This window comes from Vreelandella arctica (assembly GCF_037070215.1).
GTDB classification, from domain to species: domain Bacteria; phylum Pseudomonadota; class Gammaproteobacteria; order Pseudomonadales; family Halomonadaceae; genus Vreelandella; species Vreelandella arctica.
On sequence record NZ_JBANSN010000008.1, the window covers coordinates 81,677 to 104,431 of the forward strand.

General features: G+C 55.1%; 24 protein-coding genes. 3 read left to right on the forward strand and 21 right to left on the reverse strand.

Annotated features, from left to right (window positions below):
• Positions 1-2 precede the first annotated feature (2 nt).
• Positions 3-1,277 carry an ATP-dependent RNA helicase RhlB gene (rhlB, locus tag V8L70_RS09445; RefSeq protein WP_336269247.1) on the reverse strand — a complete coding sequence of 425 codons (1,275 nt, stop codon included), beginning with the start codon at positions 1,275-1,277 and terminating at the stop codon, positions 3-5.
• A gap of 144 nt (positions 1,278-1,421) precedes the next feature.
• Here rhlB and V8L70_RS09450 point away from each other — a divergent pair, with 144 nt between their 5' ends.
• Positions 1,422-1,676 (forward strand): hypothetical protein, encoded by a 255-nt coding sequence (locus V8L70_RS09450; protein WP_336269248.1) that lies wholly within the window; start codon positions 1,422-1,424, stop codon positions 1,674-1,676.
• Positions 1,676-2,503: an exodeoxyribonuclease III gene (xthA, locus tag V8L70_RS09455; RefSeq protein WP_336269249.1), complete on the forward strand. Its 828-nt coding sequence runs from the start codon at positions 1,676-1,678 to the stop codon at positions 2,501-2,503. Before V8L70_RS09450 ends, xthA begins: the two co-directional genes overlap by 1 nt.
• 19 nt (positions 2,504-2,522) lie before the next feature.
• Here the strand turns inward: xthA and V8L70_RS09460 are convergent, their stop codons facing one another.
• The 14 genes from V8L70_RS09460 to V8L70_RS09525 form a co-directional block, all read right to left on the reverse strand.
• Positions 2,523-3,602, reverse strand: coding sequence for a tetratricopeptide repeat protein (locus tag V8L70_RS09460; protein WP_336269250.1), 1,080 nt, complete (start codon positions 3,600-3,602; stop codon positions 2,523-2,525).
• Positions 3,603-3,606: 4 nt separating this feature from the next.
• Complete coding sequence (locus tag V8L70_RS09465; protein ID WP_336269253.1) at positions 3,607-4,368, reverse strand: energy transducer TonB; 762 nt, start codon at positions 4,366-4,368, stop codon at positions 3,607-3,609.
• Positions 4,365-4,772, reverse strand: coding sequence for an ExbD/TolR family protein (locus tag V8L70_RS09470; protein ID WP_336269257.1), 408 nt, complete (start codon positions 4,770-4,772; stop codon positions 4,365-4,367). Before V8L70_RS09470 ends, V8L70_RS09465 begins: the two co-directional genes overlap by 4 nt.
• Positions 4,765-5,307: a MotA/TolQ/ExbB proton channel family protein gene (locus tag V8L70_RS09475; RefSeq protein ID WP_336269258.1), complete on the reverse strand. Its 543-nt coding sequence runs from the start codon at positions 5,305-5,307 to the stop codon at positions 4,765-4,767. The genes V8L70_RS09470 and V8L70_RS09475 overlap by 8 nt, the downstream gene beginning before the upstream one ends.
• Position 5,308: 1 nt before the next feature.
• The gene (locus V8L70_RS09480) at positions 5,309-6,655 is read right to left on the reverse strand and encodes a MotA/TolQ/ExbB proton channel family protein (RefSeq protein ID WP_336269260.1); all 1,347 of its coding nucleotides are present in this window, start codon (positions 6,653-6,655) and stop codon (positions 5,309-5,311) included.
• Positions 6,652-7,434 (reverse strand): DUF3450 domain-containing protein, encoded by a 783-nt coding sequence (locus tag V8L70_RS09485; protein WP_336269262.1) that lies wholly within the window; start codon positions 7,432-7,434, stop codon positions 6,652-6,654. The genes V8L70_RS09480 and V8L70_RS09485 overlap by 4 nt, the downstream gene beginning before the upstream one ends.
• 208 nt (positions 7,435-7,642) lie before the next feature.
• Positions 7,643-8,047, reverse strand: coding sequence for an NUDIX hydrolase (locus V8L70_RS09490; protein ID WP_176303141.1), 405 nt, complete (start codon positions 8,045-8,047; stop codon positions 7,643-7,645).
• Between the two features lie 47 nt (positions 8,048-8,094).
• On the reverse strand, positions 8,095-9,066 hold the full coding sequence (gene nrdF / locus V8L70_RS09495) for a class 1b ribonucleoside-diphosphate reductase subunit beta (RefSeq protein ID WP_035566164.1): 972 nt from the start codon (positions 9,064-9,066) through the stop codon (positions 8,095-8,097).
• 80 nt (positions 9,067-9,146) lie between these two features.
• Entirely contained in the window at positions 9,147-11,327 is a 2,181-nt protein-coding gene (nrdE, locus tag V8L70_RS09500) for a class 1b ribonucleoside-diphosphate reductase subunit alpha (protein WP_269801094.1), read from the reverse strand.
• Complete coding sequence (nrdI, locus tag V8L70_RS09505) at positions 11,309-11,743, reverse strand: class Ib ribonucleoside-diphosphate reductase assembly flavoprotein NrdI (RefSeq protein ID WP_083832196.1); 435 nt, start codon at positions 11,741-11,743, stop codon at positions 11,309-11,311. Before nrdI ends, nrdE begins: the two co-directional genes overlap by 19 nt.
• A 9-nt stretch (positions 11,744-11,752) precedes the next feature.
• The gene (gene nrdH / locus V8L70_RS09510; protein WP_008956787.1) at positions 11,753-11,974 is read right to left on the reverse strand and encodes a glutaredoxin-like protein NrdH; all 222 of its coding nucleotides are present in this window, start codon (positions 11,972-11,974) and stop codon (positions 11,753-11,755) included.
• 248 nt (positions 11,975-12,222) lie between these two features.
• A complete protein-coding gene (locus tag V8L70_RS09515; RefSeq protein WP_008956788.1) occupies positions 12,223-12,834 on the reverse strand; it encodes a superoxide dismutase in 612 nt (203 codons plus the stop codon).
• Positions 12,835-13,035: 201 nt separating this feature from the next.
• Positions 13,036-13,962, reverse strand: coding sequence for an electron transfer flavoprotein subunit alpha/FixB family protein (locus tag V8L70_RS09520; RefSeq protein ID WP_336269277.1), 927 nt, complete (start codon positions 13,960-13,962; stop codon positions 13,036-13,038).
• Positions 13,963-14,018: 56 nt separating this feature from the next.
• A complete protein-coding gene (locus V8L70_RS09525; RefSeq protein WP_336269279.1) occupies positions 14,019-14,768 on the reverse strand; it encodes an electron transfer flavoprotein subunit beta/FixA family protein in 750 nt (249 codons plus the stop codon).
• A 473-nt stretch (positions 14,769-15,241) separates the two neighbouring features.
• On the opposite strand from V8L70_RS09525, the gene V8L70_RS09530 reads away from it, so the two are divergent.
• The gene (locus tag V8L70_RS09530; RefSeq protein ID WP_336269281.1) at positions 15,242-16,906 is read left to right on the forward strand and encodes an electron transfer flavoprotein-ubiquinone oxidoreductase; all 1,665 of its coding nucleotides are present in this window, start codon (positions 15,242-15,244) and stop codon (positions 16,904-16,906) included.
• Between the two features lie 84 nt (positions 16,907-16,990).
• Here the strand turns inward: V8L70_RS09530 and V8L70_RS09535 are convergent, their stop codons facing one another.
• The 6 genes from V8L70_RS09535 to tmk all read right to left on the reverse strand — a co-directional run bounded on the left by V8L70_RS09535 (position 16,991) and on the right by tmk (position 22,712).
• On the reverse strand, positions 16,991-19,204 hold the full coding sequence (locus tag V8L70_RS09535) for an ATP-dependent helicase (protein WP_336269283.1): 2,214 nt from the start codon (positions 19,202-19,204) through the stop codon (positions 16,991-16,993).
• On the reverse strand, positions 19,201-19,764 hold the full coding sequence (locus tag V8L70_RS09540) for a DUF1285 domain-containing protein (RefSeq protein ID WP_008956793.1): 564 nt from the start codon (positions 19,762-19,764) through the stop codon (positions 19,201-19,203). The genes V8L70_RS09535 and V8L70_RS09540 overlap by 4 nt, the downstream gene beginning before the upstream one ends.
• A 37-nt stretch (positions 19,765-19,801) precedes the next feature.
• Complete coding sequence (locus V8L70_RS09545; protein ID WP_336269285.1) at positions 19,802-20,632, reverse strand: TatD family hydrolase; 831 nt, start codon at positions 20,630-20,632, stop codon at positions 19,802-19,804.
• Positions 20,633-20,701: 69 nt separating this feature from the next.
• Entirely contained in the window at positions 20,702-21,037 is a 336-nt protein-coding gene (locus V8L70_RS09550; RefSeq protein ID WP_008956795.1) for a PilZ domain-containing protein, read from the reverse strand.
• 44 nt (positions 21,038-21,081) lie between these two features.
• Positions 21,082-22,068 carry a DNA polymerase III subunit delta' gene (locus tag V8L70_RS09555; RefSeq protein WP_336269286.1) on the reverse strand — a complete coding sequence of 329 codons (987 nt, stop codon included), beginning with the start codon at positions 22,066-22,068 and terminating at the stop codon, positions 21,082-21,084.
• Positions 22,059-22,712 (reverse strand): dTMP kinase, encoded by a 654-nt coding sequence (tmk, locus tag V8L70_RS09560; RefSeq protein WP_336269332.1) that lies wholly within the window; start codon positions 22,710-22,712, stop codon positions 22,059-22,061. The genes V8L70_RS09555 and tmk overlap by 10 nt, the downstream gene beginning before the upstream one ends.
• Positions 22,713-22,755 lie beyond the last annotated feature (43 nt).

Consider the following 22,755-nt stretch of genomic DNA (forward strand, 5'->3'; position numbering starts at 1 on the left):
GCTTAGAGCATACCTTCCGGCGGATGCACGCAGGGAAGCTTATCGTTGATATAGCGTTCGATTTCCGGCAGTGAGAACGCATCCTCTTCGCCAACGAAGCTAATCGAGACACCCTTAGCGCCAGCTCGACCGGTACGACCGATACGGTGTACGTAGTCTTCTGGATCTTCCGGTAGGGTATAGTTGATGACGTGACTAACGTCTTCAATATGGATCCCGCGGCCTGCAACGTCAGTGGCTACCAACACCTGAATCTCGCCTTCGCGGAAGCTTTCCAGGGTTTTAATACGCTGATTCTGAGGTACATCACCTGACAGCATCGCCACGCTTACGCCAGCTTTTTTGAGCAGATCGTCAAGCTTGCGTACTAAGTCGCGGCGGTTACCAAAGACCATGACGCGCTCAAAGCTCTCTTGCTGAAGCAGATTGACCAGCAAGCGCTGCTTGTCGTCATCAGACACCAAATACACACGCTGATCGATATCCGCCTGGTTCTCAACGGTCACTTCGATCTCGACGTGGGCAGGATCAAGTGTCCACTGGCTGGCGAGATTCAAGATGTCATCGGTAAAGGTGGCCGAGAAGAGAAAGGTCTGGCGCTCTTCTTTCTTCGGCGTGTAGCGAATAATTCGCTTCACGTCGGGAATAAAGCCCATCGACAACATGCGGTCGGCTTCATCTAACACCAATACTTCAACTTCATTGAGGTCGATATCGCGCTTCTGATGGAAATCCAACAGACGACCTGGCGTTGCCACCAGGATATCGATCTTGCTACCCAGGCTTTCACGCTGCTTCTGGTAGTCCATACCGCCGACCACACTCGCCACATTGAGCTGGGTAAATCGTGCTAACGCTTTAGCATCTTTTTCGATCTGCAGCGCCAGCTCGCGAGTAGGCGCAATAATCAAGGCGCGCGGTGCACCTGGCTTTTGACCATTGGGTGTTGGCTCTTCCAGGAAGTAAGCCATCACAGAGATCAAAAAGGCCGCGGTTTTACCGGTTCCCGTTTGCGCCTTACCGACAATGTCACCACCTAATAGCGTTTGGCGCAGGGCCTCGGCTTGAATAGGTGTGCAGTATTCAAACCCTTGGGCGTGAATAGCGCGCATTAATGTCAGCGGCAGATCAAAGTCATGAAAGCGCCACTTACCGGCCACGGCGGGCACCTGAAACTGACGAAGATCCCAGTTCGACTGGCGACGACGCGGCTTACGACGGCGGCGCTTTGGCTTGCGATTCTGGGCCGGGGCTGTGGTCTGTTCCGACTCGCTCATAGGCTGTCTATCTGTCCATTGCTGTGGAAGTTGGCTTCTTGACGTGCGCATTGTACCAGGGCTTGGCGATAAGAGCGCGTCCTGCTGTCGAAGGAGTCCCAAGGCCTGTTAGAATAGCCGTCAAATCGACGTAAGGAGCGCGACATGACGCGTAAGAAAAAAACTCGTTCACTGGCCGACAAGGTAACTATTCGTACCGGCCGGCGTAAAGATTATAAAAAATGGCGCCACGACAACCCTGACCAAGTGGCTCCATCGCGCCGCTTTGTGGCAAAAAAGCAGCAGCAGCGCAAACTGCAGGCGGTGAGGAAACTCGCCCGGCAGCAGAGTGGGCAAGATATCGCTATTCACCCTGACAAAGGCAGTGAATCCGAAAATCCCAAGGGGAGCGATTCATAATGCGCTTGGTTTCGTTCAACATTAATGGCATCCGAGCACGGCTTCACCAATTACAGGCGTTGATCGATACTCAGCAGCCGGACGTGATTGGGCTTCAGGAAACCAAAGTACAGGACAACGAGTTCCCGCTTGCCGACGTGGAAGCGATGGGCTACCACGTTTTTTACCACGGCCAAAAGGGCCATTATGGCGTCGCTTTAATGTGCCGCCAGGCGCCCGAAGAGATTTTTTACGGCTTCCCCGACGATGAGGAAGACGCTCAGCGCCGCATGATCGGCGTTCGTCTGATCGCGGAAGATGGAGAAGCCGTGACGGTATGGAACGGCTATTTCCCTCAGGGCGAAAATGTCACCCATCCCACTAAGTTTCCCAACAAAGAGCGCTTTTATGGCCAGCTAGCGCGACTGCTCAACGAGCAGTACCGCCCTGACGAGCGGCTAGCCATCATGGGCGATTTTAATATATCGCCAGAAGACCAGGACATTGGCATTGGCGACGCTAACCGCAAGCGCTGGCTGCGCGAAGGCAAAACCAGCTTTCAACCCATTGAGCGCGAATGGCTCGAAGGCATTAAAGCCTGGGGGCTTACCGACAGCTATCGCCTCTGCTATCCACAAAGCGATGACCGCTTTAGCTGGTTCGACTACCGCTCAAAAGGGTTTAACCAGGAGCCCAAGCGCGGCCTGCGTATCGACTATATTCTAGTCACTAAGGCGTTAGCCGATCAGACCACCGGCGCGGGTATCGACTACGATCTGCGCGGCATGGAACGACCCTCTGATCACGCGCCTACCTGGAGCGACTTCGCTCTCATGCTTAAGGCGTAGTTTTTCTACGTACTCTTTTCTAGTTAAAGCTGGACAGCCACTGCTCCGCCTCCTTGTCACCTAGCGACGAGGCGCGGGCAAAGGCTTGTTTCGCTTGCCCATCCTCACCCCAGGCGTAAGCGAGCTGGCCATAGGCTCGCCAGTCGGCGGCAGCTTGAGTATGCAGCGCTAAGGTGTGCCAGGCATTCAGAGCCTTCTCAACGTCTTTCGCCTGCCGCCAGGCGTTGGCAAGCAAACGCAGATGGGACTCATCGCGGACTATATCGCCCTCCTTCAATGCCCACTCTAGATGCTCTGCCGCCCTAGCGGGGCTTCCACCCGCGAGATGAAGCTGAATCAACAGCCAAAAATCTTGCTGCTCGGGTAATTTTCCTAATTGCCACGCCGCTTCCCACAGCCCAGCAGCCACCCCTGCCTGACCAGCCTGCTGAGCAAGCCCGGCGGCTTGGCGCCAATCGGCGGCGTCGCTTTGTGCACTCAAGCCATCCAGCAGCCAACCCAATGCCTGATCGCCTTGTCCCGCATTGCGAAACACAGCAAGCGCCAGAGCCTGCTGCGTTTCAGTTAGCTCTGACGTTTCATTAAGTGCCTGCTCAAGCCAGACGGCGGCTTCTTCCCAGCGCTCCTGCTGAGCCAGAAGACGGGTTAACTGCCAAACAGCCTCAATGTCTTGCTGATTGGACAACCACTCACTGAGTAACTCAATGGCCTGATTACGTTGGCCGGCAGCACGGCGCAGCGAGGCCTCCTCACGTAGCCAACGGGCTGCCTGGGCACTATCCACACCGTTTAAGCCACGGGCAATGGCCAGCCGATCCGCTGCCGCAGCAGGCTGATCCTGACGCGCCAAGGCACCTGCCGCCAACTGTTGATAGAGCGCACTGGCCCACTGATCCGACTGGTTACCGGATGCCAACCGCTCGGCCTGGGCAGTTGCCCTCTCAATGACTTGAGCCAACGCGGCCTCTTGCGACTGGCTCTCTTTTAACAGGCTTTGCAGGGCATTGAGGTCAGCAATGACATCGCCTTGCAGCGCAGGGCCAGCCTGTGACGAGAGAGACCAAACGCTTAATAATAAAAGGCATATAAGACGCTTCATTCCGCTACCTCAACTGAAACTCGATCCGCTGGGTGGCATTGCGTAACCGATCACTGGGTTCAAATTGCCACTGAGCAATCGCCTCCTGCGCAGCGTCATCAAACACGCGCCGCGGCTGCGCGTTATTTACCCGTATCGATGAGGCATCCACACTGCCATCACGACGAATCGTAAAGGCTACTTCTACAAACCCTTCCATGCCGCGGCGCTGAGCACGAGCTGGATAGCTTGGATTGACCCGACTGGTGGGCGTCGCCTGACCTACACTAACCGGCTCGTTAGAGGGCGCTGGCTCAGCCTGTGGCGCAGCTTCACGCACGGCAGGCTCACTTTGCGCAGCAGTGGTTGCCGCAGGGGCTGGCTCGGCAGGCGTTTCTCGCGGCGCAGGCTCTGGGGCAGGTTCAGGCTGTGGCTCGGGTTCCGGTTCAACTTCGGTAAGCTCGGGGAGGTCACTGTCCATTTCAATAGGTTCAGCGGGCTCATCCGGTAGCTCTACTTCCGGCAAACTAATCGTGCTTTCCGCAACCGGAGGCGGCTCGGGTGCGGGCATGGGCGGTGGCGCTTGTTGTGGCGCAGCTTCTACAGGTTGGGGTGTAGGTGCCTCCTGCTCAGGAGCCACTTCCGGCGCTTCAACCATGGTCATGGCCATGCTCATGGTCAACTCTTCGGGCTCTCGCTCAGGGGGGGCAACCAACTGCGCCAGCAGCCAGAACAAGCCTACCGCCAGCACGACGCCCCCCAATAACGACAGCAGATGTCGGATCATGATCCACTCCGACTCGCCGCCACCGCCACTTGGTCAACGCCCGCCTCACGCAGGCGATCCATTACCTCGATCAGCAAGCCCGTGGTAGATTCGCGATCCGCCTGAATAACCACCGAGCCATCGTCACTCAGCATATCGGCGACCTGCTGGCCGACCCGGTGAGCATCCACTGGGCTACCATCCACCCATACGGCGCCTTCAGGGGAAATCGCCACAAGCACCTGGGCGTCCGGGCGCGGCGTCGCAGCGCTGGATTCAGGGCGATCAATCTCCACGCCGCTCTCTTTAACAAAGCTAGTCGTGACGATAAAGAAAATCAGCATGATAAATACCACGTCGAGCATGGGGGTAAGATTCACCTCATTACTCTCTGCAGTAGTTTCTATAGAACGGCGTCTACGCATCACTTTCCTCCAGTGCCCGCGCCAAGCGATCTTGCAGCCGCTGGTCTTCACGACGAATGACGTGCTCTAAACGACTAATAAATAAAAGCCCCACCACGGCAATGGCCATACCGGTTAGGGTCGGCAGCGTCGCCCGGGCGACACCGTCCGCCATGGCGCGCGCTTGATGGGTCTCGCTTAGGGAAAGGCTATCGAACACGCTAATCATACCGGTCACCGTGCCTAACAAGCCCAATAAAGGACACAGCGCGACCAGCAGTTTCAGCCATGGCAAGGGCTTACGCAGTCTAGCGACCAGCGCCTCCGCCCACACATGACGTAGCGTACGGGCGCTCCAACTGGTGTGGTCGCTGCGCGCCGCCCAACGGCGCAATAACTGGCGCCGCGCGGTACGCCAGGTAATTCGGTAGTACCACCAGCGCTCCATGGCCATGGCAAATACCAGCACAGCCACCACTGCCAGCACGACCAATACCGTGCCACCCGCTTCCACTAAGCGCTCAACGGGTTCGAGCCAGAGAGGAAGAGTGGACATATCAGTTCACCGCGGGCGTGTGAGATTCGAGATGATCAGCTAATGTCGCGCTCGCCTGCCCTTCAATCACATGGGTTAAATAGCGGCTACGACCCGACAGGGCTGTCTGCACGAACAGCAGCGGCACGGCGGTAATCAAACCGAGTACAGTGGTTACCAGGGCTTGGCTAATACCGCCCGCCATCAGTTGCGGGTCGCCGGTGCCAAACACGGTAATCGCCTGGAAAGTTACGATCATGCCGGTGACCGTACCCAACAACCCAAGCAACGGCGCAATCGCGGCCAGCAATTTGACCATTGGTTGGCTGCGCTCCAGCTTTGGTAGCTCAGCCAGCACCGCCTCATCCAAACGTGCTTCCAACGCTTCAGGGGTCTGGTGTTTGTCCATGCCTTCAAAACGCAGCAATACACGTCCCAGTGGGTTGTTAGGTTTTAACTGGCTGAGCGACTGACGCTGTCGATTAACACGCAAGCTAACGAGCACTAAATAGAGGTACTGCCCTAACCCAATGATCAGGCCTAAAATACCTAATGCAACGACCACATAGCCGACATAACCGCCTTGCTGGAAACGCTCCCACAGACTGGGCTGCTGGGCCAGGGCTTCCAGCACGCTGCCCTGAGTAGGATCAACAGCGAAGACATGGCTTTCACCCTGGTAGTAATCCGCTAGTAACCCGCCAATGGCATCAGGTGTACGCGGCAATACCACTAGGTTGCCGTCATTTTCTCCGCGCTCTAAAAGCTTGTTTTCGGTAAAGGCTGCAAAATCTCCAAGCCGCACCAACTCACGGGTGGCTACTTCGCCGTTAGCATCGGCGACAGGCAGTGAAAGGCGCTCAGCGCGGCCCGTACGCGCCGTTAATGCCGCCAAGCGATCCACCACCTCTTCCAATTGATGGCGTTCGAGCACTTCGACTTCATCCAAACGTGGCGGCAGCGACCCTTCTTCTAGGGAAAGCAAACTCTCTTCACCCAGTGCATTGCGAATTTCTGAGCTATGCCGGGCAAGGTTAGACAGCAGCCCTGTCAGTGCCTCGCCCTGCTCCGCCTGACGCTCGCTTAACTCGCTGGCTTGATCGGTTTGCTCTGCCTGCTGGATCTCTAACGCTTCGTGCTGCTGCTGAGCCTCTTCGTGATCAGTGCGGGCTTGCTCCAGCGCAGACTCTAATGCTTGCTGGTCGTCTAAAAAGCCCATTAGACGCTGCTGGTCACGCGCTTCAGCCGCTTCTCGTGCTTCACGCAGCGACGTTGCGCTTTCAGTTTGTGCCATTGATGCGCCACTGATCGCTACCAGCCCTAACATCAAGCAGGCATAAAAAAGTTGACGGAGAGTTGGTCGACTCATGGTTGCTCTCCCTGCTGGTCATTCGCACTGATTGAGAGCGGCAAGGTTAATAAATCTGGAGCGCGCTGATCTTTCGCCATACGCAGCCCATTGCGCACTTCACGCAGGTATTCGTCATCAAGTGGCTGCCATCCACCGCTTTCAGCACTCCACACCCCGCCTTCACGCCCATCAGGGGTTAGATAATAAAAACCGATACGACCCACACGTAAAAAATCCACTTCACGTTCGCGGCCATCCTGGCTTAAACGACCCCGCCAGCTATCCATCTCACGGCCATAATCGAGCTCGACGCGCCAGGCTTCGAGTAGCCCATTAATGCGTTCAATGGTGTTTTCGCCCTGTTCCTCAGGCTGACGCTCAACCCGTGCCAGCCGCTCCTCGCGTAGAAACGGCAAGTCACGTTCAATCCATTGACTGAGCTGAACAGACATATTTTGTTCAATCACAGGCAGCGCTGCGCGCGTCTCTTCAAGCGTATTCAGGGCAGTCGCCAGACGCTGCTGGCGTTCGGCTTCTTCCGCCAAACGCCCGGTCAGTGAGGCATTTTCAGCGTCTAACTGGCGGGTTTCGCGCTCTAAGCGGCGTAGCTCTTGCAGTTGCTCACGCGTTTGTTCATCGGCAGCATCAATTTGCGCCTGAAGTGCTGCTTGGGTTTGCTGGGCTTCTACACTTTCGGCCGCTTGAGCCACTGCTTGTTCACTTGCCAGCAGCGTGCCACTGGCCAGCACTCCTGCTAGCCACCATCCACGTAAGGCAAAAAAAGGCCTGTTCAGCACGTCGACTCTCCGTCACTGAGTAGCCAGCGGCTGTCACCGCCCGGCTAAAAACTAATTAGGTATTAGAACGATTTGCGTTTAACTTTTACGCGTCTAGCCTACCACTAATATAATAAATGACAATATTTATCATTAACAATCAGGCGTTATCGCTCACCGAGCGCGCATAAAAAAGGCGCCTATCAGCGCCCTTTCATCACAAACATCACTATGTGTGCTTTACTGCTACATACTCTTTCGTCAGCGGCGCTAGAGGTAGCTGCCAAGCCTCTTCACGGGTCACCCATTTTGCTTCGGCAATTTCAGCGGCCGCCTCGACAGGCTCGTCAATAACAAGCCCAAACAGATGCGCTTCAAGCATCACGCCCGGCTCATTAGCCGCTGGCACGGAATACATTCCGAGCGGCATCAGCTGATCCTCGCTAACATGCAAGCCAAGCTCCTCTTGCAGCTCGCGACACAATGCCTCTAGCGCGCTCTCACCTGCATCGATTTTGCCACCTGGCTGCATATAGAAAGATGTATTGTGCTTACGCACCAATAGCAAGCGCCCATCTGGGTCACTCACCACGGCAGCGGCAATTTTCAGTACACTACCAACATTCCCTGTCATACCCCTCTCCTTCGTTCTCCACCCTAAACCATTAATACCTAACCCTATTAAAACGCCCAGTCGTCGTCTTCGGTGGCGACGGCTTTGCCGATCACATAGGAAGAGCCGGAACCGGAGAAAAAGTCATGGTTTTCATCGGCATTAGGCGAAAGCGCCGCCATGATAGTCGGATCCACATCGGTAACGCTGCTAGGGAACAGTGGCTCGTAGCCAAGGTTCATCAGCGCTTTGTTGGCGTTGTAGTGAAGGAATTTCTTCACGTCTTCACTTAGGCCAACTTCGTCATACAGCGACTCGGTGTAGCGCACTTCGTTGTCGTAAAGCTCCAGCAGCAGCTCGTAGGCGTAATCTTTGACTTCCTGCTGCCGCTCTGGCGTCGCTTCCGCCAGTGCCTGTTGGAACTTGTAGCCAATATAGTAGCCGTGCACAGCTTCGTCACGAATGATCAAGCGAATCAGATCGGCGGTGTTAGTCAACTTGGCATGGCTTGACCAGTACATCGGCAGGTAGAAGCCGGAATAGAACAGAAACGACTCAAGAAAAACGCTGGCCACTTTGCGCATCAGTGGATCATCAGAGCGATAGCGCTCTAAGATCAGCTGCGATTTTGCCTGCAGCGTAGGGTTCTCTTCGCTCCAGCGAAAGGCATCATCTACATCACGTGTGGTGCAGAGTGTCGAGAAAATCGAGCTGTAGGAGCGCGCATGCACCGACTCCATAAAGGCGATGTTGGTGTAAACAGCCTCTTCGTGGGGAGTGCGCGCATCTTCCATTAATACCGGCGCGCCCACGCTGCTTTGAATAGTGTCCAGCAGCGTTAGCCCCGTAAACACACGAATCGTCAGCTGCTTTTCTTTTTCAGTCAGGGTGTTCCAAGACTGAATATCATTAGACAAGGGCACCTTTTCGGGTAGCCAAAAATTACTGGTCAGACGGTTCCACACTTCCAGGTCTTTATCATCCTGGAGTCGATTCCAGTTAATCGCATCTACTCGCGATAAACGTTGCATGGTGTTCATGGCATTGCTCTCAAAACGTAGCGTTCAATGCCCGGCGATCAACACCGGGCATTCAATAACAGTTACAAAGCGCTTGCTGATTACAGCGTGCAAGAAACGCAGCCTTCTACCTCGGTACCTTCTAACGCACTCTGGCGCAGACGAATGTAGTAAAGCGTTTTGATACCTTTGCGCCAGGCGTAAATCTGCGCTTTATTGATATCGCGCGTGCTTGCGGTGTCTGGGAAGAACAGCGTTAGCGATAAGCCTTGGTCGACGTGCTGCGAGGCTTCCGCGTAGGTATCGATGATCTTTTCCGGACCGATTTCGTAGGCGTCCTGGAAGTAGTCAAAATTCGCTTCATCCAGGAAAGGCGCCGGGTAGTAAACACGCCCCAACTTGCCCTCTTTACGAATCTCGATTCTCGCCGCCACCGGGTGAATGCTGGAGGTGGAGTTATTGATGTAGGAGATCGACCCCGTCGGCGGCACTGCCTGCAGGTTACGGTTATACAAACCGTGGGCCATGACCGAGGCTTTCAGCTCCTGCCAATCATCCTGGGTCGGCAGCGCGATACCGCTGCGCTCAAACAGCCCACGTACTTTATCGGTGCGCGGCAGCCACGCCTGGTCGGTGTACTTATCGAAAAAGGTACCCGAAGCGTAGGTAGAATCTGCAAAGCCCGCAAACGACTCCTTGTGCTCAATCGCTAAGCGGTTCGACGCACGTATGGCGTGGAACGCCACGCAGTAGAAGTAGAGATTGGTAAAGTCCAACCCCTCGTCGGAGCCGTAGTAGATGTGCTCACGCGCCAGATAGCCGTGTAGGTTCATCTGGCCAAGGCCAATCGCCCGCGACTGGGCATTGCCTTCGGCAATAGAAGGCACACTGCGCAGGTTGCTCATTTCCGAAACAGCGGTAAGACCGCGGATGGCAATTTCAACGCTGGTACCGATATCCCCTGCGTCCATCACCTTGGCAATGTTCATAGAGCCCAGGTTACAGGAGATATCCTGGCCGATATGGCGATAACCGAGGTCATCGTCATACTCAGTCGGTGTGTTGACCTGGAGGATTTCCGAGCACAGGTTGCTCATATTGATACGGCCAGCAATCGGGTTGGCGCGGTTTACCGTATCTTCAAACATGATATACGGGTAACCCGACTCAAACTGCAGCTCTGCCAACGTTTGGAAGAAGGCGCGTGCATTGATCTTGTGCTTGCGAATACGCGCATCTGCGACCATCTCCTGGTATTTCTCGGTAACGCTGATATCACCAAACGGAACACCGTAAACCCGCTCGACATCGTAGGGCGAGAACAGGTACATGTCGTCGTTGCGCTTGGCGAGTTCAAAGGTAATATCCGGAATCGTCACGCCCAAGGAGAGCGTTTTGATACGAATTTTCTCGTCGGCATTTTCCCGCTTGGTATCGAGAAAGCGCAGGATGTCCGGGTGGTGAGCATTCAGGTAGACCGCTCCCGCGCCCTGACGTGCGCCCAGTTGGTTCGCGTAGGAGAACGCGTCTTCCAGCAGCTTCATGATCGGGATAATGCCCGATGACTGGTTCTCAATGCGCTTGATGGGCGCACCAGACTCACGAATATTGGAGAGCAGGAAGGCAACGCCACCGCCCCGCTTGGAAAGCTGCAACGCCGAGTTAATGGAGCGACCGATCGACTCCATATTGTCTTCGATGCGTAGCAGGAAGCACGACACCAGTTCGCCGCGCTGCTGTTTGCCGCAGTTCAAGAAAGTGGGTGTCGCGGGCTGAAAACGGCCGGAGATGATTTCATCGACCAGTGACTTGGCCAGCGTTTCATCGCCCCGGGCCAAGGTCAGCGCGACCATGCAGACACGGTCTTCATAGCGCTCTAGATAACGCTTGCCGTCAAACGTCTTCAGCGTATAGCTGGTGTAGTACTTGAAGGCGCCCAAAAAGCTTGGGAAGCGAAATTTATACGCATAGGCCTGCTCGAACAACGCTTTGATAAAGGCAAAGCTGTACTGGCCCAGCATTTCCGCTTCGTAGTACTGCTCTTCCACGAGGTAATCGAGCTTCTCTTCTAGCGAGTGGAAGAACACCGTGTTCTGGTTAACGTGCTGTAAAAAGTACTGGCGTGCCGCTTCGCGATCTTTATCCAGCTGTAATTCGCCGTTGGCCCCGTATAGATTAAGCATGGCATTGAGGGCATGGTAATCCAGCGTACGCGCCTCAGGAGCCGCCGCAGGCCGTTTTGTTTCTGACACATTCTGGGTAGCTACGTTAGTCGTTTCCAAAACTCTTCTACTCCTTTGCGCACGTTGACCACGTCATCGTCAGTGCCAAATAATTCAAATCGATACAGCAGCGGTACGTGGCATTTTTTCGCAATGATGCGGCCAGCAAGACCATATGCTTCGCCAAAATTGGTGTTTCCCGCAGCAATGACTCCCCGCAGGAGGTTCCGGTTATGCGTGTCGTTGAGAAAATGAATGACCTGCTTGGGTACGGCACCCTGTGAACTTCCCCCACCATACGTAGGGGTAACTAAAATATAAGGCTGGGAAACACGTAGCGCAGGCTCATCTCGATTTAGCGGCAGCCGCGTGGCGACAAAACCAAGCTTTTCTACAAAACGATGGGTGTTACCTGATTTAGTAGAGAAGTACACCAAATTGCCGGCCATCGGTGTGTGTGAGCAACTTGCCAGCATGTTGTCGGCTTACGCCAGGGCTTGAATACGATCCGGACGGAAACCCGACCAGTGATCTTCGCCGACGACTACGACGGGAAGCTGCCGATAGCCCAGCGCTTCTACTTCTTCTTGGGCACCGGACTCTGCGGTAATATCGATAACGGTGTAATCGAGCCCCTGCTTGTCGAGCGCACGGTAAGTAGCGGTGCATTGAACACAAGCTGGCTTGCTATAAATCTGAATTTCCATGGGTAACCCCCTTTTCATAGCGGCATTTTTCGGGTAGAGCACATCTAGTGCCCGCCCTCACTAAAAGACACAACGCATACTATATATAGACCATTGGAAAATCAATTCAAGCATATGTGGTATTTTTACCCACAGGATATTGACAGCTAATACCCAAGGCTATCCCTGACAATAAAAAAACCGCCCACTAAAAGTGGGCGGTTTTTTCACAGCGCCAGAACTGACGCCATTAGCGGGTCATAGCCGTATTAGCTAATCGCAGCCTGGTAACGACGCTCAACGTCTTCCCAATTGACCACGTTGAAAAACGCAGCAATATAGTCAGGACGCTTGTTTTGATACTTCAGGTAGTACGCATGCTCCCAAACATCCAAACCGAGTAGCGGCGTATTGCCGTGCATCAGCGGGCTGTCTTGGTTCAGGGTATTTTCGACTACCAGTTTTTTCTCAGGTGTAACGGAGAGCCATGCCCAACCGCTACCAAAACGACCAACGGCCGCTTTTTTGAATTCTTCTTTAAAAGCTTCAAGGCCGCCGAGCTCGGCATCAATCGCTTTTGCAACATCACCTTGAGCATTACCGCCACCGTTAGGCGACATCATTTGCCAGAACATAGAGTGGTTGGCATGACCGCCACCGTTATTGATAACGGCTTGACGCTTGGCTTCCGGAACACGATCCAGATTAGCGACCAGTTCTTCGACAGGTACATCTTCAAGACCTGTGCCTTCAAGCGCGGCATTCAGGTTGTTGATGTAAGTTTGATGGTGACGAGAGTGGTGAATTTCCATCGTCATTGCATCAATGTTTGGTTCGAGAGCGTCATATGCGTACGGCAATTCGGGTAGTGTATGTGCCATATCATCATCTCCTTGAGTGGCTTTCGTTGCTTTCACTTACCTATGTGCGGTCAGCCCGCAGCTTTTTCAACCACCGGGGTGGATTTTCTTACCTTTTGCCCCAGTACTTTAGTCAACTATTGGCAGTTTACCTAATGTACCCATCACAAAAAAGCCGACTTCTGGCGAAGTCGGCTCAATGTTTATAGATCATTCAAATGCTTACAGCTTGCTCTCAAGCTCCGGCAGGATCTCGAACAGATCCCCCACCAAGCCATAGTCGGCCACCTGGAAGATCGGCGCTTCGTCGTCCTTATTGATGGCGACGATGACTTTGGAGTCTTTCATGCCCGCCAAGTGCTGAATGGCACCCGAGATACCCACGGCAATATACAGATCCGGCGCGACGATCTTGCCGGTCTGACCGACCTGCATGTCGTTGGGCACAAAGCCAGCGTCGACCGCCGCGCGGGAAGCACCAATGGCGGCGCCCAGCTTGTCGGCAATGCCGTCCAGCAGTTTGAAGTTCTCGCCGTTACCCATGCCGCGGCCGCCGGAGATCACTACCTTGGCGCCACCCAGCTCTGGGCGATCCGACTGCGCCAGTTCCTCTTTGACGAAGCTGGATTGGCTGTTGTCGGCGACAAAATCAACCGCTTCAATCGTGGCGCTGCCGCTTTCACCCACGGCATCAAAGCCGGTGGTACGAATGGTGATCACTTTCAGCGCATCATCGCTTTTCACCGTTGCAATGGCGTTACCGGCGAAAATCGGACGCAGGAAGGTATCGGCACTCTCGACACCCAGCACATCCGATAGCTGGCTGACGTCTTTTAGCGCGGCTAGGCGCGGCAGGACGTTCTTGCCGGTGGTAGAAGCGCTGGCCAGTACGTGGCTGTAGCCATCGGCCAGTTCTACCAGCAGCGCGCCCATGGGCTCGGCAAGCTGGTGGGCGTAAACAGCGTTGTCCGCCACGCGTACTTTATTAACGCCGTCGAGTTTCGCCGCAGCGTCTGCTGCCGCTTGAACGCCTTCACCGGCGACCAAAATATCAATATCGCCACCAATGGCCTGGGCGGCCGCTACTACGTGGGCGGTGGCGCCAGCCAGTTGGCCTTCATGTAGGTCGGCAAGTACCAAAATGCTCATAGCATCAGCTCCTTTCAAAGCGTTTATCTCAAAGTACGGAGAGTCAAGAACCGACCTTAAAGAACTTTGGCTTCGTTTTTCAGTTTGTCGATCAGCTCGTCGACCGAGGCCACTTTGACACCGCCTTTGCGCTCGGCAGGGGATTCCACCTTGAGCAGGCTCACCTTAGAGGCCACTTCCACGCCGTAGTCGGCAGGAGTTTTTACATCCAGCGGCTTTTTCTTGGCCTTCATGATGTCCGGTAGCTTGGCGTAGCGCGGCTCGTTCAGGCGCAGGTCGGTGGTGACAATCGCCGGGAGCGTGAGAGCGATGGTTTGCAGGCCGCCGTCGATTTCACGGGTGACATTAACCTTCTCCCCGTCCACCGCCACTTCCGAGGCGAAAGTGCCTTGCGGCAGACCCGTCAGCGCGGCGAGCATCTGGCCGGTCTGGTTGTTGTCGGTGTCGATGGCTTGCTTGCCAAGAATCACTAGGCCGGGCTGCTCTTCATCCACTACCTTCGCCAGCAGTTTGGCTACGGCCAGCGATTCTACGCGCTCGTCGGTTTCAATATGGATGGCGCGGTCTGCCCCCAGCGCCAGCGCGGTACGCAGCTGCTCTTGGGCGGCTTTGGGCCCTACCGTGACGGCGACGACTTCGGTCGCCACGCCCTTCTCTTTCAGGCGCACGGCTTCTTCCACGGCAATTTCGCAGAAAGGGTTCATGGCCATTTTGACGTTGGTCAAGTCCACATCGGAGTGGTCCGCTTTCACGCGGATTTTGACGTTGTAGTCGATGACGCGTTTCACCGCGACGAGTACTTTCATAGGTTCCTCGCTTGGCTTGTAATAAAAGCCGTTAACCTGGGACGGCACCCGCTTCGCGAGTACCCCTTATTAAATAGCGACTAATAATAGAATTACTGCATACGTTATGAGCAAAAAGTCTTGCTTGGGCACTGCCCAAATTGGCAGTGCCGTCAAATTCATTCAAGCGTTTGATAGGTACCTGATTGAAAAACCCTATCAATTTGCCATAGCCTGCCAGTTAGTGACAATACTTGCTAGCTACTGCCTTGGTCTTAGCATTGATCTATCGCTAGCAACACATACAGCCAAGAAATGCGGTTTGCACCATCGTAGGCGTGACCTGACACAGGTATTATGCCTATCATGGGGCATAACCAGAAGCAAACGACCGTTTTAAATTAAGGCCATCTGTTTATAAGCTAGTACCTAAAACGTAGGCATTCACTAGCTTTTGCAGATATTGGCGCTTAAAGAGAATAAGGAGAAGCCGGGTGGAAACTGTTGAACGCGATGTAATGGACTTTGATGTCGTCATTGTCGGCGCTGGCCCATCCGGGCTTTCCGCCGCCTGCCGACTCATGCAGCAAGCTACCGAGGCGGAGCAAGAGTTAACGGTCTGTGTGGTTGAGAAAGGCTCAGAAGTTGGCGCTCATATCTTGTCAGGAGCGGTTTTTGAGCCCCGCGCACTGACCGAACTCTTCCCTGACTGGAAAGAACGCGCCGCGCCGCTCAATACGCCCGCCATTCGCGATGACGTTGTTTTACTTAAGGACGCTGAAAAAGCGCAAAAAGTGCCTAACGCACTTGTGCCGAAAAGTATGCACAACACCGGCGGCGATCAGCAACGTTACGTGATCAGTGCCGGTAACCTCTGCCGCTGGCTGGCTGAGCAGGCAGAAGCACTCGGCGTTGAAATCTTCCCAGGCTTTGCCGCCCAGGACGTTATCATTGAAGACAACGCTGTGCGCGGCATTCTGATTGGTGATATGGGCGTCGCCGCCGATGGTACACCCAAAGATGGCTACATGCCGGGTATGGAACTGCGTGCCAAATACACGCTATTTGCTGAGGGCTCGCGCGGCCATATTGGGAAGCGCTTAATTAAAGACTTCTCGCTGGATGAAGGTCGCGACCCCCAGCACTACGGTATTGGCCTCAAAGAGCTGTGGGATGTACCTGCCGAGCAGCATGAGCCTGGCTTGGTAGTTCACGGTTCAGGCTGGCCTTTAGATAAAAACACCCACGGCGGATGGTTTTTATACCATGCGGAAAATCAGCAGGTGGTGGTGGGTCTGATTATGGATCTTGGCTACCAAAACCCGTGGCTTTCACCGTTTGATGAATTTCAGCGCATGAAACATCATCCGACTATTAGCCAATACCTTAAAGACGGCAAACGCGTTGCTTACGGCGCCCGGGCCATTACCAAAGGTGGCTTCAACTGCCTGCCAAAAATGACCTTTCCCGGCGGTTTGCTGGTCGGCTGCGATGCGGGCACGCTCAACTTTTCCAAAATTAAGGGCTTACACACCGCCATGAAGTCGGGCTTAGTGGCTGCCGAGAGCGTGTTTGAAGCAATTAAAGGCGGTGATGAGGGCGCTCAGGAGCTGACAAGTTTTACTCTGAAATGGGAAGCCAGCTGGGCGTATCAAGAGCTTAAAGAGAGCGCCAGCTTCGGCCCGGCTATCCATAAATACGGCACCATCGGTGGCGGCGCGTATAACTTTGCCCACCAGTTGCTGGGCAACAAGTTACCCAACGTGCATGACACCACTACTGATCACGGCGCCCTGAAGCCTGCGGACGAGTTTGAAAAGATTAACTATCCCAAGCCGGATGGAAAGCTTTCCTTCGATAAACCGTCGTCAGTGTTTCTATCGAATACCAATCATGAAGAAAACCAGCCGTGCCATTTACGTCTGGAGAATCCAGAGCTACCGATTCGTGAGAACCTGCCTAAATATGCAGAACCAGCACAGCGCTACTGCCCGGCGGGTGTGTACGAAGTGGTTGAAGATAGCGAAGGACAGCCGCGTTTTCAGATTAACTTCCAGAACTGCGTACACTGCAAAACTTGTGATATTAAAGACCCAGCGCAAAATATCACTTGGGTAGCACCGGAAGGCGGCGGCGGCCCCAACTATCCAAATATGTAAGCCAGCCGCATGAACGTTACGGCTAGAAGGGAGCGTGCATTCCTACTAGCCGTAGCCCACCCCCTTTCGCATTCAACTTATACGCTAAGAGAGAATAGCGCTTTGCGAGCCTTCCAATAGCTGAATGGGCGCTCGGCGGGCAATAAGCCTACGACGGCCAGCCTGATCGAAGCGCACATCAATCACCGGATCGCTCGCATTTCCCTCTACAGCCGCCACTTCCCCCTCACCAAATACCGCATGATGAAGGCGCTGACCGGGATAAAAGCGCGTATCGGCCGAATAAGTTGCCTTGTGCTCTTCCACGTGTGCCGCTGCAAGCACAATGTCGTCTCGCCCTAAACGCGCCAGATAACGCTCAACCAGCCCCACCGATGTCACTTGCAGCGATGCTTCTGGCGCACTGGGGTTAGCCAGACATGAGGCCACACGCATACTGTCTTGCCAGGCACTTTCGGCAATAAAGCGGCTAGGACGGTGTGCGCCCCCATCATGGAGCACTACTAGCTGTTCTTGGGCGCGAGTGATGGCTACGTAGAACAACCGCCGCTCCTCCTCTAAGCGCTCATCGCTAAGTGGATTATCGCGACTGTAGTGGGGAAAATCCTCTTCATTGACACCGACTACTGCTACCAATGGCCACTCAAGCCCTTTGGCACCGTGCACTGTACTAATCAGTACGCCGCTCGCCTGGTTTTCAACCGGACGCTCCAGCAGCTCGATAAAGGCATCTGGATCTTGAACGCTTTGGGCTTGTTCAATTAATACATCGAGTAAGCGTACATCCTCTTCGCCTTTATCCCGCCGCGCCGCTGCCCGTTTAAGTGTTTTTTCCGCCTCAATGGTTTCCACTACATGCCTTAACAGCTTGGCGGGCGGCCAGGCACTCAGCTGCGGCAATTCACATAGCAGCATCCAGCGTTTTTTAAGCGTACGCCGTTGGATCGGTTTTAATGCCGTCAACATAGGGTCATGCCGTTCAGGCCACTGCTGAGTAGTCGCCAGCTGGTGGGCTAATCGCTGCAGTCGCTCACGAGCAACAAAGGGCGTCGGCTGGGAAAGCAGCAGTAATAGTTGCTGCGGATCGCCCAGCAAATCGGGACGACGCGACAGCTTCAAGTACCCGGCAAGTGCCTGTACCAACGGCAGGCGAAAGACAAAGCGATCCTCGCGCTGAAGCCGAAACGGAATTCCCGCCTGCAAAAGCGCCAGCTGGAAAGGTACTGAAAGCGCCCAACTGCGCACCAGCAAACTGGCCTCGTTAAACGCACGCCCTTGGGCTTGCCAATCCATCAAGGCATCCAGTAGCAGCCGACTACCCTGCCCCACTGAAACCCGGGTATCTGGGTTATTGGGCGCGGCCAGACACAGCTGATTGGGACGGCGTTGATTGGCGGCAATGGCATGATTAGCGGCAAGCGCCAAGGCATGGCCATGACGGAACGTGGTAGATAGCGGGTAGTCGGTGGCCTTACCAAAGGTGGCGGTAAAATTTTCCAGCATCGTATCGGGTTTGGCGCCACGCCATTCATAAATACATTGGTTGGCATCACCGACCGCCATTACCTCGGCACGGCTACCCACCAGCACGGATAGAAGGCGCTGCTGAGCGGCGTTAATATCTTGATATTCGTCAATAATGACATGATCCAGAAACCCCTCAACGCGACTACGCAGGGCGCTATCTTCCTCTAACGCCTGCAAAGGGCGATAAAGTAAATCAGCGTAGGTCATCACCCCTTCCGACTCTAGTAGCCGCTCCGCCTCGGCAAAAGCGGCCGGGAAATAGTCGGTATCCGGGTCAACATTGAGTCGTTCATAGAGCGATTCAGGGGTAATCATCTCTGCTTTAACCAAGCCGCAGAAGTGGGCCAAGGTTTCAAGCCGATCTCCTTCTAGCGCAGCATCACGGCGCTCAACTGCGTCGCGCAGCACATTAAGGCTCGCTTGACGAAGCAGCCTCTCTAATTGCCAATCGGCGGATAATAGCTGACGAGGCGCAAGCGCGCCCCAGCGACATAGGCTTTGGGTTAAGCGGTGGCCCAGCGAGTGAAACGTGCGCACATCCGGCAGCGCCTGCCCGGCAGGCGCCATTGACGCTAAACGGCGCTGAAAATCATCCTTGGCGGAACGGTTAAACATCAACACCAGAATGCGCTTTTGCGGCACACCACGGGCCAACAGGTGTAGCACCCGAGCGGCCATGGTAGTGGTTTTACCTGCGCCTGCGACGGCCGCCACCCGCGCATGACCGGCGGTATGATTCACAACGGCCTGCTGTTCAGCGGTTAACTTCACGGCGCCTCGCCTGATGCTTCATCGTCAAGCTGACCGAGCGCAAACCACTGACCAGCACTCATTAACCCAATCTCAGTAGTGCCATCGTCGTTTTCACGGGCTTCTGCTGCGTCAACAAGCTGGTAATACACATTACGGTGCAGCCTGGCGGCCAGCCCAAAACGTACCGGCAGTTGCGGAACTGCCTCGCCTTGAGGCGTTAAAGTGACGGAAAGCGGGTGCTCAGCATCCAAGCGAACGACATCGTCAAACTGGGTGGTGAACCACCAGGCATCGTCGTGAAAGTCGGCCTCTACCGCGACCAGCGGTAGGTCTTCCACCTCTATCCGCCAACGCTCTACCGGCGTGACTAAGCAGTAACCATCTTCGTCAAGACGTAGCAGCGTGGCCAATAAACGCGCCACCTTGGGACGGGCAAAGGTCTGTCCTTCGTGCCACCAACTGCCATCGGCGTGAATACGCAGGTTCATGTCTCCAGAGAGCGGAGGCTGCCATTGGTCAAGGGGAGGAATAGTGCCTCCCACTTCGTCACGCTGCAGCAGCAATCTATCGATATTCATCTCGCCCTCCTTGCTTAAGCGCATTCAACTCACACGGCTATAGAAGCCCAGACTGCTCTAACGCCTCTTTGACATGGTGCGGAGCATCAGGCGCGGCGGCACGAAAGAGCTGATAAAAGTTGGCGGTGGTCTGCATGGCGACCTCATCAACACTGATCCCCCGCTCGTTAGCGATGCACTCCGCCACTTCCACTACCCAGGCCGGCTCGTTGGGCTTGCCGCGATAAGGAACAGGAGCAAGATAGGGGCTATCGGTTTCGATTAGCAGGCGATCCAGCGGCAGCTGGCGGGCTAGCTCGCGCAGCGGTGCAGCGTTACGAAAGGTGATAATCCCCGATAACGAAATGTAAAAGCCCAGCCTTACGGCTTCACGGGCCATCGCCAAGTCTTCAGTAAAACAGTGTAATACACCGCCCACGCGAGGGTCGCTATATTCACGCAGCAACGCCAGGGTTTCTTCTTTTGCTTCACGGGTATGCACAATCACTGGTAGTTCTAACTCACGCGCAGCGATCAAATGACGCTTGAAACGCTCGTGCTGTACGTCTACCGGCACGCTGTCGCGGTAGTGATAATCCAGCCCGGTTTCGCCGATGGCTACCGCACCATACTGCTCGGCAGCTTCTTTTATATCCTCAACGCTGGGCTCGCTCTCACTGTGATGCAAAGGATGCAAACCAGCAGAGATCGCCACATCGTGATGCGCACGAGCAATGGCTGCGAGTTGCGGCAACTCCTCCAAGGTAACGGCGACCGCAAGAAATTGGCTAACGTGGGCCGCGCGCGCAGCCTCCAGCGTGGCAGCGAGGTCGCCCCCGTGCGTCTGGTCAGATAAACGGTCTAGGTGACAGTGCGAATCAACAAACATGCAGGTCTCGACAACGGATAGGGCGTTAACACCATGGTGCTTACTTTAAAGGTATCAACGACGGTTTAATCAGAGCGTGAACGACGGGGCTGCCTTATCCAACTGTCCGGCAAGCAGCGTCTCAATGCGGTCACGCACAGGATAATCTTGCTGGCTGAAATGTAGACCAATACCCGGTATGCGGCGGCCGCTGACACCCTCGGGCGAGACCCATACCACGTGGCCGGTGATTGAAAGACGTTCGCTTTCACCCGGCAGCGTCAGCAGTAAAAATACCTGCTGACCCAGTGCATAGGGAGTCTGAGTGGGCACAAAAATCCCCCCACGGTCCAGAAATGGCATATAAGCGGAGAGCAGTGTCGGCACATCGGGAATGTTAAGAGAGAGCGCTTTTTGGGCTGCCATAACAACCTCGCTAGATTACTGTGAAATAGGGAGAACACATTCCGCTAGGAGCGCAGCAGAGCCGCCCAGCGAACCAACCACGCCTCAAGCACCAACTGGGGATTTGGGTTAGCTCCCACCGCCAACAGACGCCGCTGTTCACGGGCATAATCCAGCAGGCGAAACCAATCCTGCACCCGGCCATTTTTGACCGCCTGACGATAAAGCGGCTCAAGATCAGGATTGTGCAGCACTGCCGCTTCACCGGATAAACCGAGACGAATCAGGTCTTCCAGCCAGGCGATACCGTACCACAAGATGGCATCAATCGCCTGGCGATCCAGTCGCGCGGCCTCTGAGACAGGCTCTGCGCCGCGCACCAACTGCTCAAAACTGTCGTGAATTTGGTGGCGCAAAGCACGCTCTTCGGGCGCGGCCAGCTCCACCGCCAGCAGCGGCAGGCCACCCGCTACCTGCCACCAGAAGTAGGCTTCGTCGGCACTGTTAAGTTTCTCGATCAGCCAACCGCGACATGCCTCAAAGGCAACACTGGGCAGGGACCACTGCTGACAGCGCGAGCGGATCGTCGGCAGCATCCGTGAAGGCACGTCAGAGAGCAGAATAAACAGCGTCTTATCGCCGGGTTCCTCAAGGCTTTTGAGCAGCGCATTAGCAGCGGCAACGTTCATTGCCTCAGCCGGTGAAATGACAATGACCCGGTATCCCCCCTGCTGAGCCGTTTGCGAAACAAAACGGTTAACCTCGCGAATAGGGTCAATACGAATCTGGCGCTTGCCCTCTTCCGGCGAGACCCGCAGCAAATCAGGATGGTACCCCGATGCCAACATCGCGCAGCTATGGCAATGGCCGCAGGCCTGGTCGGCAGGAGTGGCGCAAAGTGTCCGGGCGATTAACGCCTCCGCCAACTGCTGCTTACCTACCCCATGGGCGCCATGAATGAGCAGCGCATGGGGCATCCGCCCTCCATCGGCCAGACGGGTTAACTGATGCCAGGTGGCAAGGTGCCACGGCATAACACCGGTTAACGCCATGCTGTTACTCGCGCCGAAAGGATCCTACGAATCTGCGCCTGTACTTCTTCAAGGGAGTGTTGAGCTTCAATCACTGCAAAACGTTCAGGGGCTTCTTCTGCTCGTGCCAAATAGGCGTCGCGTACAGCTTGGAAAAAATCGGCCTGCTCTTGCTCAAAACGGTCAAGCTGCTCGTGACGATCGCGCAGGCGTACTTCTAAACGCTGCTTTGCCGCCTCTTTAGGCATATCGAGCAAAAGCGTTAAATCGGGCGAGAGTCCCTGCTGGACAAAATTTTCCAGCACGGCGATACGCTCCTTGGCAATACCTCGGCCGCCGCCCTGATAGGCAAAGGTAGCGTCAGTAAAGCGATCACACACTACCCATGCGCCTCTTGCCAGGGCAGGAAGAATTTTCTCCACTAAATGCTGCGCCCTAGCGGCAAACATAAGCAGCAGCTCGGCGTCCACATGCAGCGGCTCTTGGGGGGCCGGGTCCAGCAGCAGTGCTCGAATAGCTTCGCCTCGCTCAGTTCCCCCCGGCTCACGTGTGCGCACCACTTCCAGCCCCTGGGCTTCCAACCACTCGGCGACAAAGCCCACATTGGTAGACTTTCCCACGCCTTCGCCGCCTTCCAGCGTAATGAAGCGTCCCCGCTTACTCATCATGCTCCCTTACTGTGGTGATCAATGTGGTGATGACTTTGAT

What these genes read in the sequence shown, in the direction of transcription:
- nrdH (WP_008956787.1), bottom strand. Translation starts at nt 11,974, where the DNA reads ATGGAAATTCAGATTTATAGCAAGCCAGCTTGTGTTCAATGCACCGCT.
- V8L70_RS09470 (WP_336269257.1), bottom strand. Translation starts at nt 4,772, where the DNA reads ATGCGTAGACGCCGTTCTATAGAAACTACTGCAGAGAGTAATGAGGTG.
- V8L70_RS09555 (WP_336269286.1), bottom strand. Translation starts at nt 22,068, where the DNA reads ATGGCGTTAACCGGTGTTATGCCGTGGCACCTTGCCACCTGGCATCAG.
- V8L70_RS09450 (WP_336269248.1), top strand. Translation starts at nt 1,422, where the DNA reads ATGACGCGTAAGAAAAAAACTCGTTCACTGGCCGACAAGGTAACTATT.
- V8L70_RS09515 (WP_008956788.1), bottom strand. Translation starts at nt 12,834, where the DNA reads ATGGCACATACACTACCCGAATTGCCGTACGCATATGACGCTCTCGAA.
- V8L70_RS09475 (WP_336269258.1), bottom strand. Translation starts at nt 5,307, where the DNA reads ATGTCCACTCTTCCTCTCTGGCTCGAACCCGTTGAGCGCTTAGTGGAA.
- V8L70_RS09465 (WP_336269253.1), bottom strand. Translation starts at nt 4,368, where the DNA reads ATGATCCGACATCTGCTGTCGTTATTGGGGGGCGTCGTGCTGGCGGTA.
- V8L70_RS09545 (WP_336269285.1), bottom strand. Translation starts at nt 20,632, where the DNA reads ATGTTTGTTGATTCGCACTGTCACCTAGACCGTTTATCTGACCAGACG.
- V8L70_RS09460 (WP_336269250.1), bottom strand. Translation starts at nt 3,602, where the DNA reads ATGAAGCGTCTTATATGCCTTTTATTATTAAGCGTTTGGTCTCTCTCG.
- rhlB (WP_336269247.1), bottom strand. Translation starts at nt 1,277, where the DNA reads ATGAGCGAGTCGGAACAGACCACAGCCCCGGCCCAGAATCGCAAGCCA.
- tmk (WP_336269332.1), bottom strand. Translation starts at nt 22,712, where the DNA reads ATGAGTAAGCGGGGACGCTTCATTACGCTGGAAGGCGGCGAAGGCGTG.
- V8L70_RS09540 (WP_008956793.1), bottom strand. Translation starts at nt 19,764, where the DNA reads ATGAATATCGATAGATTGCTGCTGCAGCGTGACGAAGTGGGAGGCACT.
- nrdF (WP_035566164.1), bottom strand. Translation starts at nt 9,066, where the DNA reads ATGAACACCATGCAACGTTTATCGCGAGTAGATGCGATTAACTGGAAT.
- V8L70_RS09550 (WP_008956795.1), bottom strand. Translation starts at nt 21,037, where the DNA reads ATGGCAGCCCAAAAAGCGCTCTCTCTTAACATTCCCGATGTGCCGACA.
- V8L70_RS09490 (WP_176303141.1), bottom strand. Translation starts at nt 8,047, where the DNA reads ATGACAGGGAATGTTGGTAGTGTACTGAAAATTGCCGCTGCCGTGGTG.
- V8L70_RS09520 (WP_336269277.1), bottom strand. Translation starts at nt 13,962, where the DNA reads ATGAGCATTTTGGTACTTGCCGACCTACATGAAGGCCAACTGGCTGGC.
- nrdI (WP_083832196.1), bottom strand. Translation starts at nt 11,743, where the DNA reads ATGCTGGCAAGTTGCTCACACACACCGATGGCCGGCAATTTGGTGTAC.
- V8L70_RS09525 (WP_336269279.1), bottom strand. Translation starts at nt 14,768, where the DNA reads ATGAAAGTACTCGTCGCGGTGAAACGCGTCATCGACTACAACGTCAAA.
- xthA (WP_336269249.1), top strand. Translation starts at nt 1,676, where the DNA reads ATGCGCTTGGTTTCGTTCAACATTAATGGCATCCGAGCACGGCTTCAC.
- V8L70_RS09480 (WP_336269260.1), bottom strand. Translation starts at nt 6,655, where the DNA reads ATGAGTCGACCAACTCTCCGTCAACTTTTTTATGCCTGCTTGATGTTA.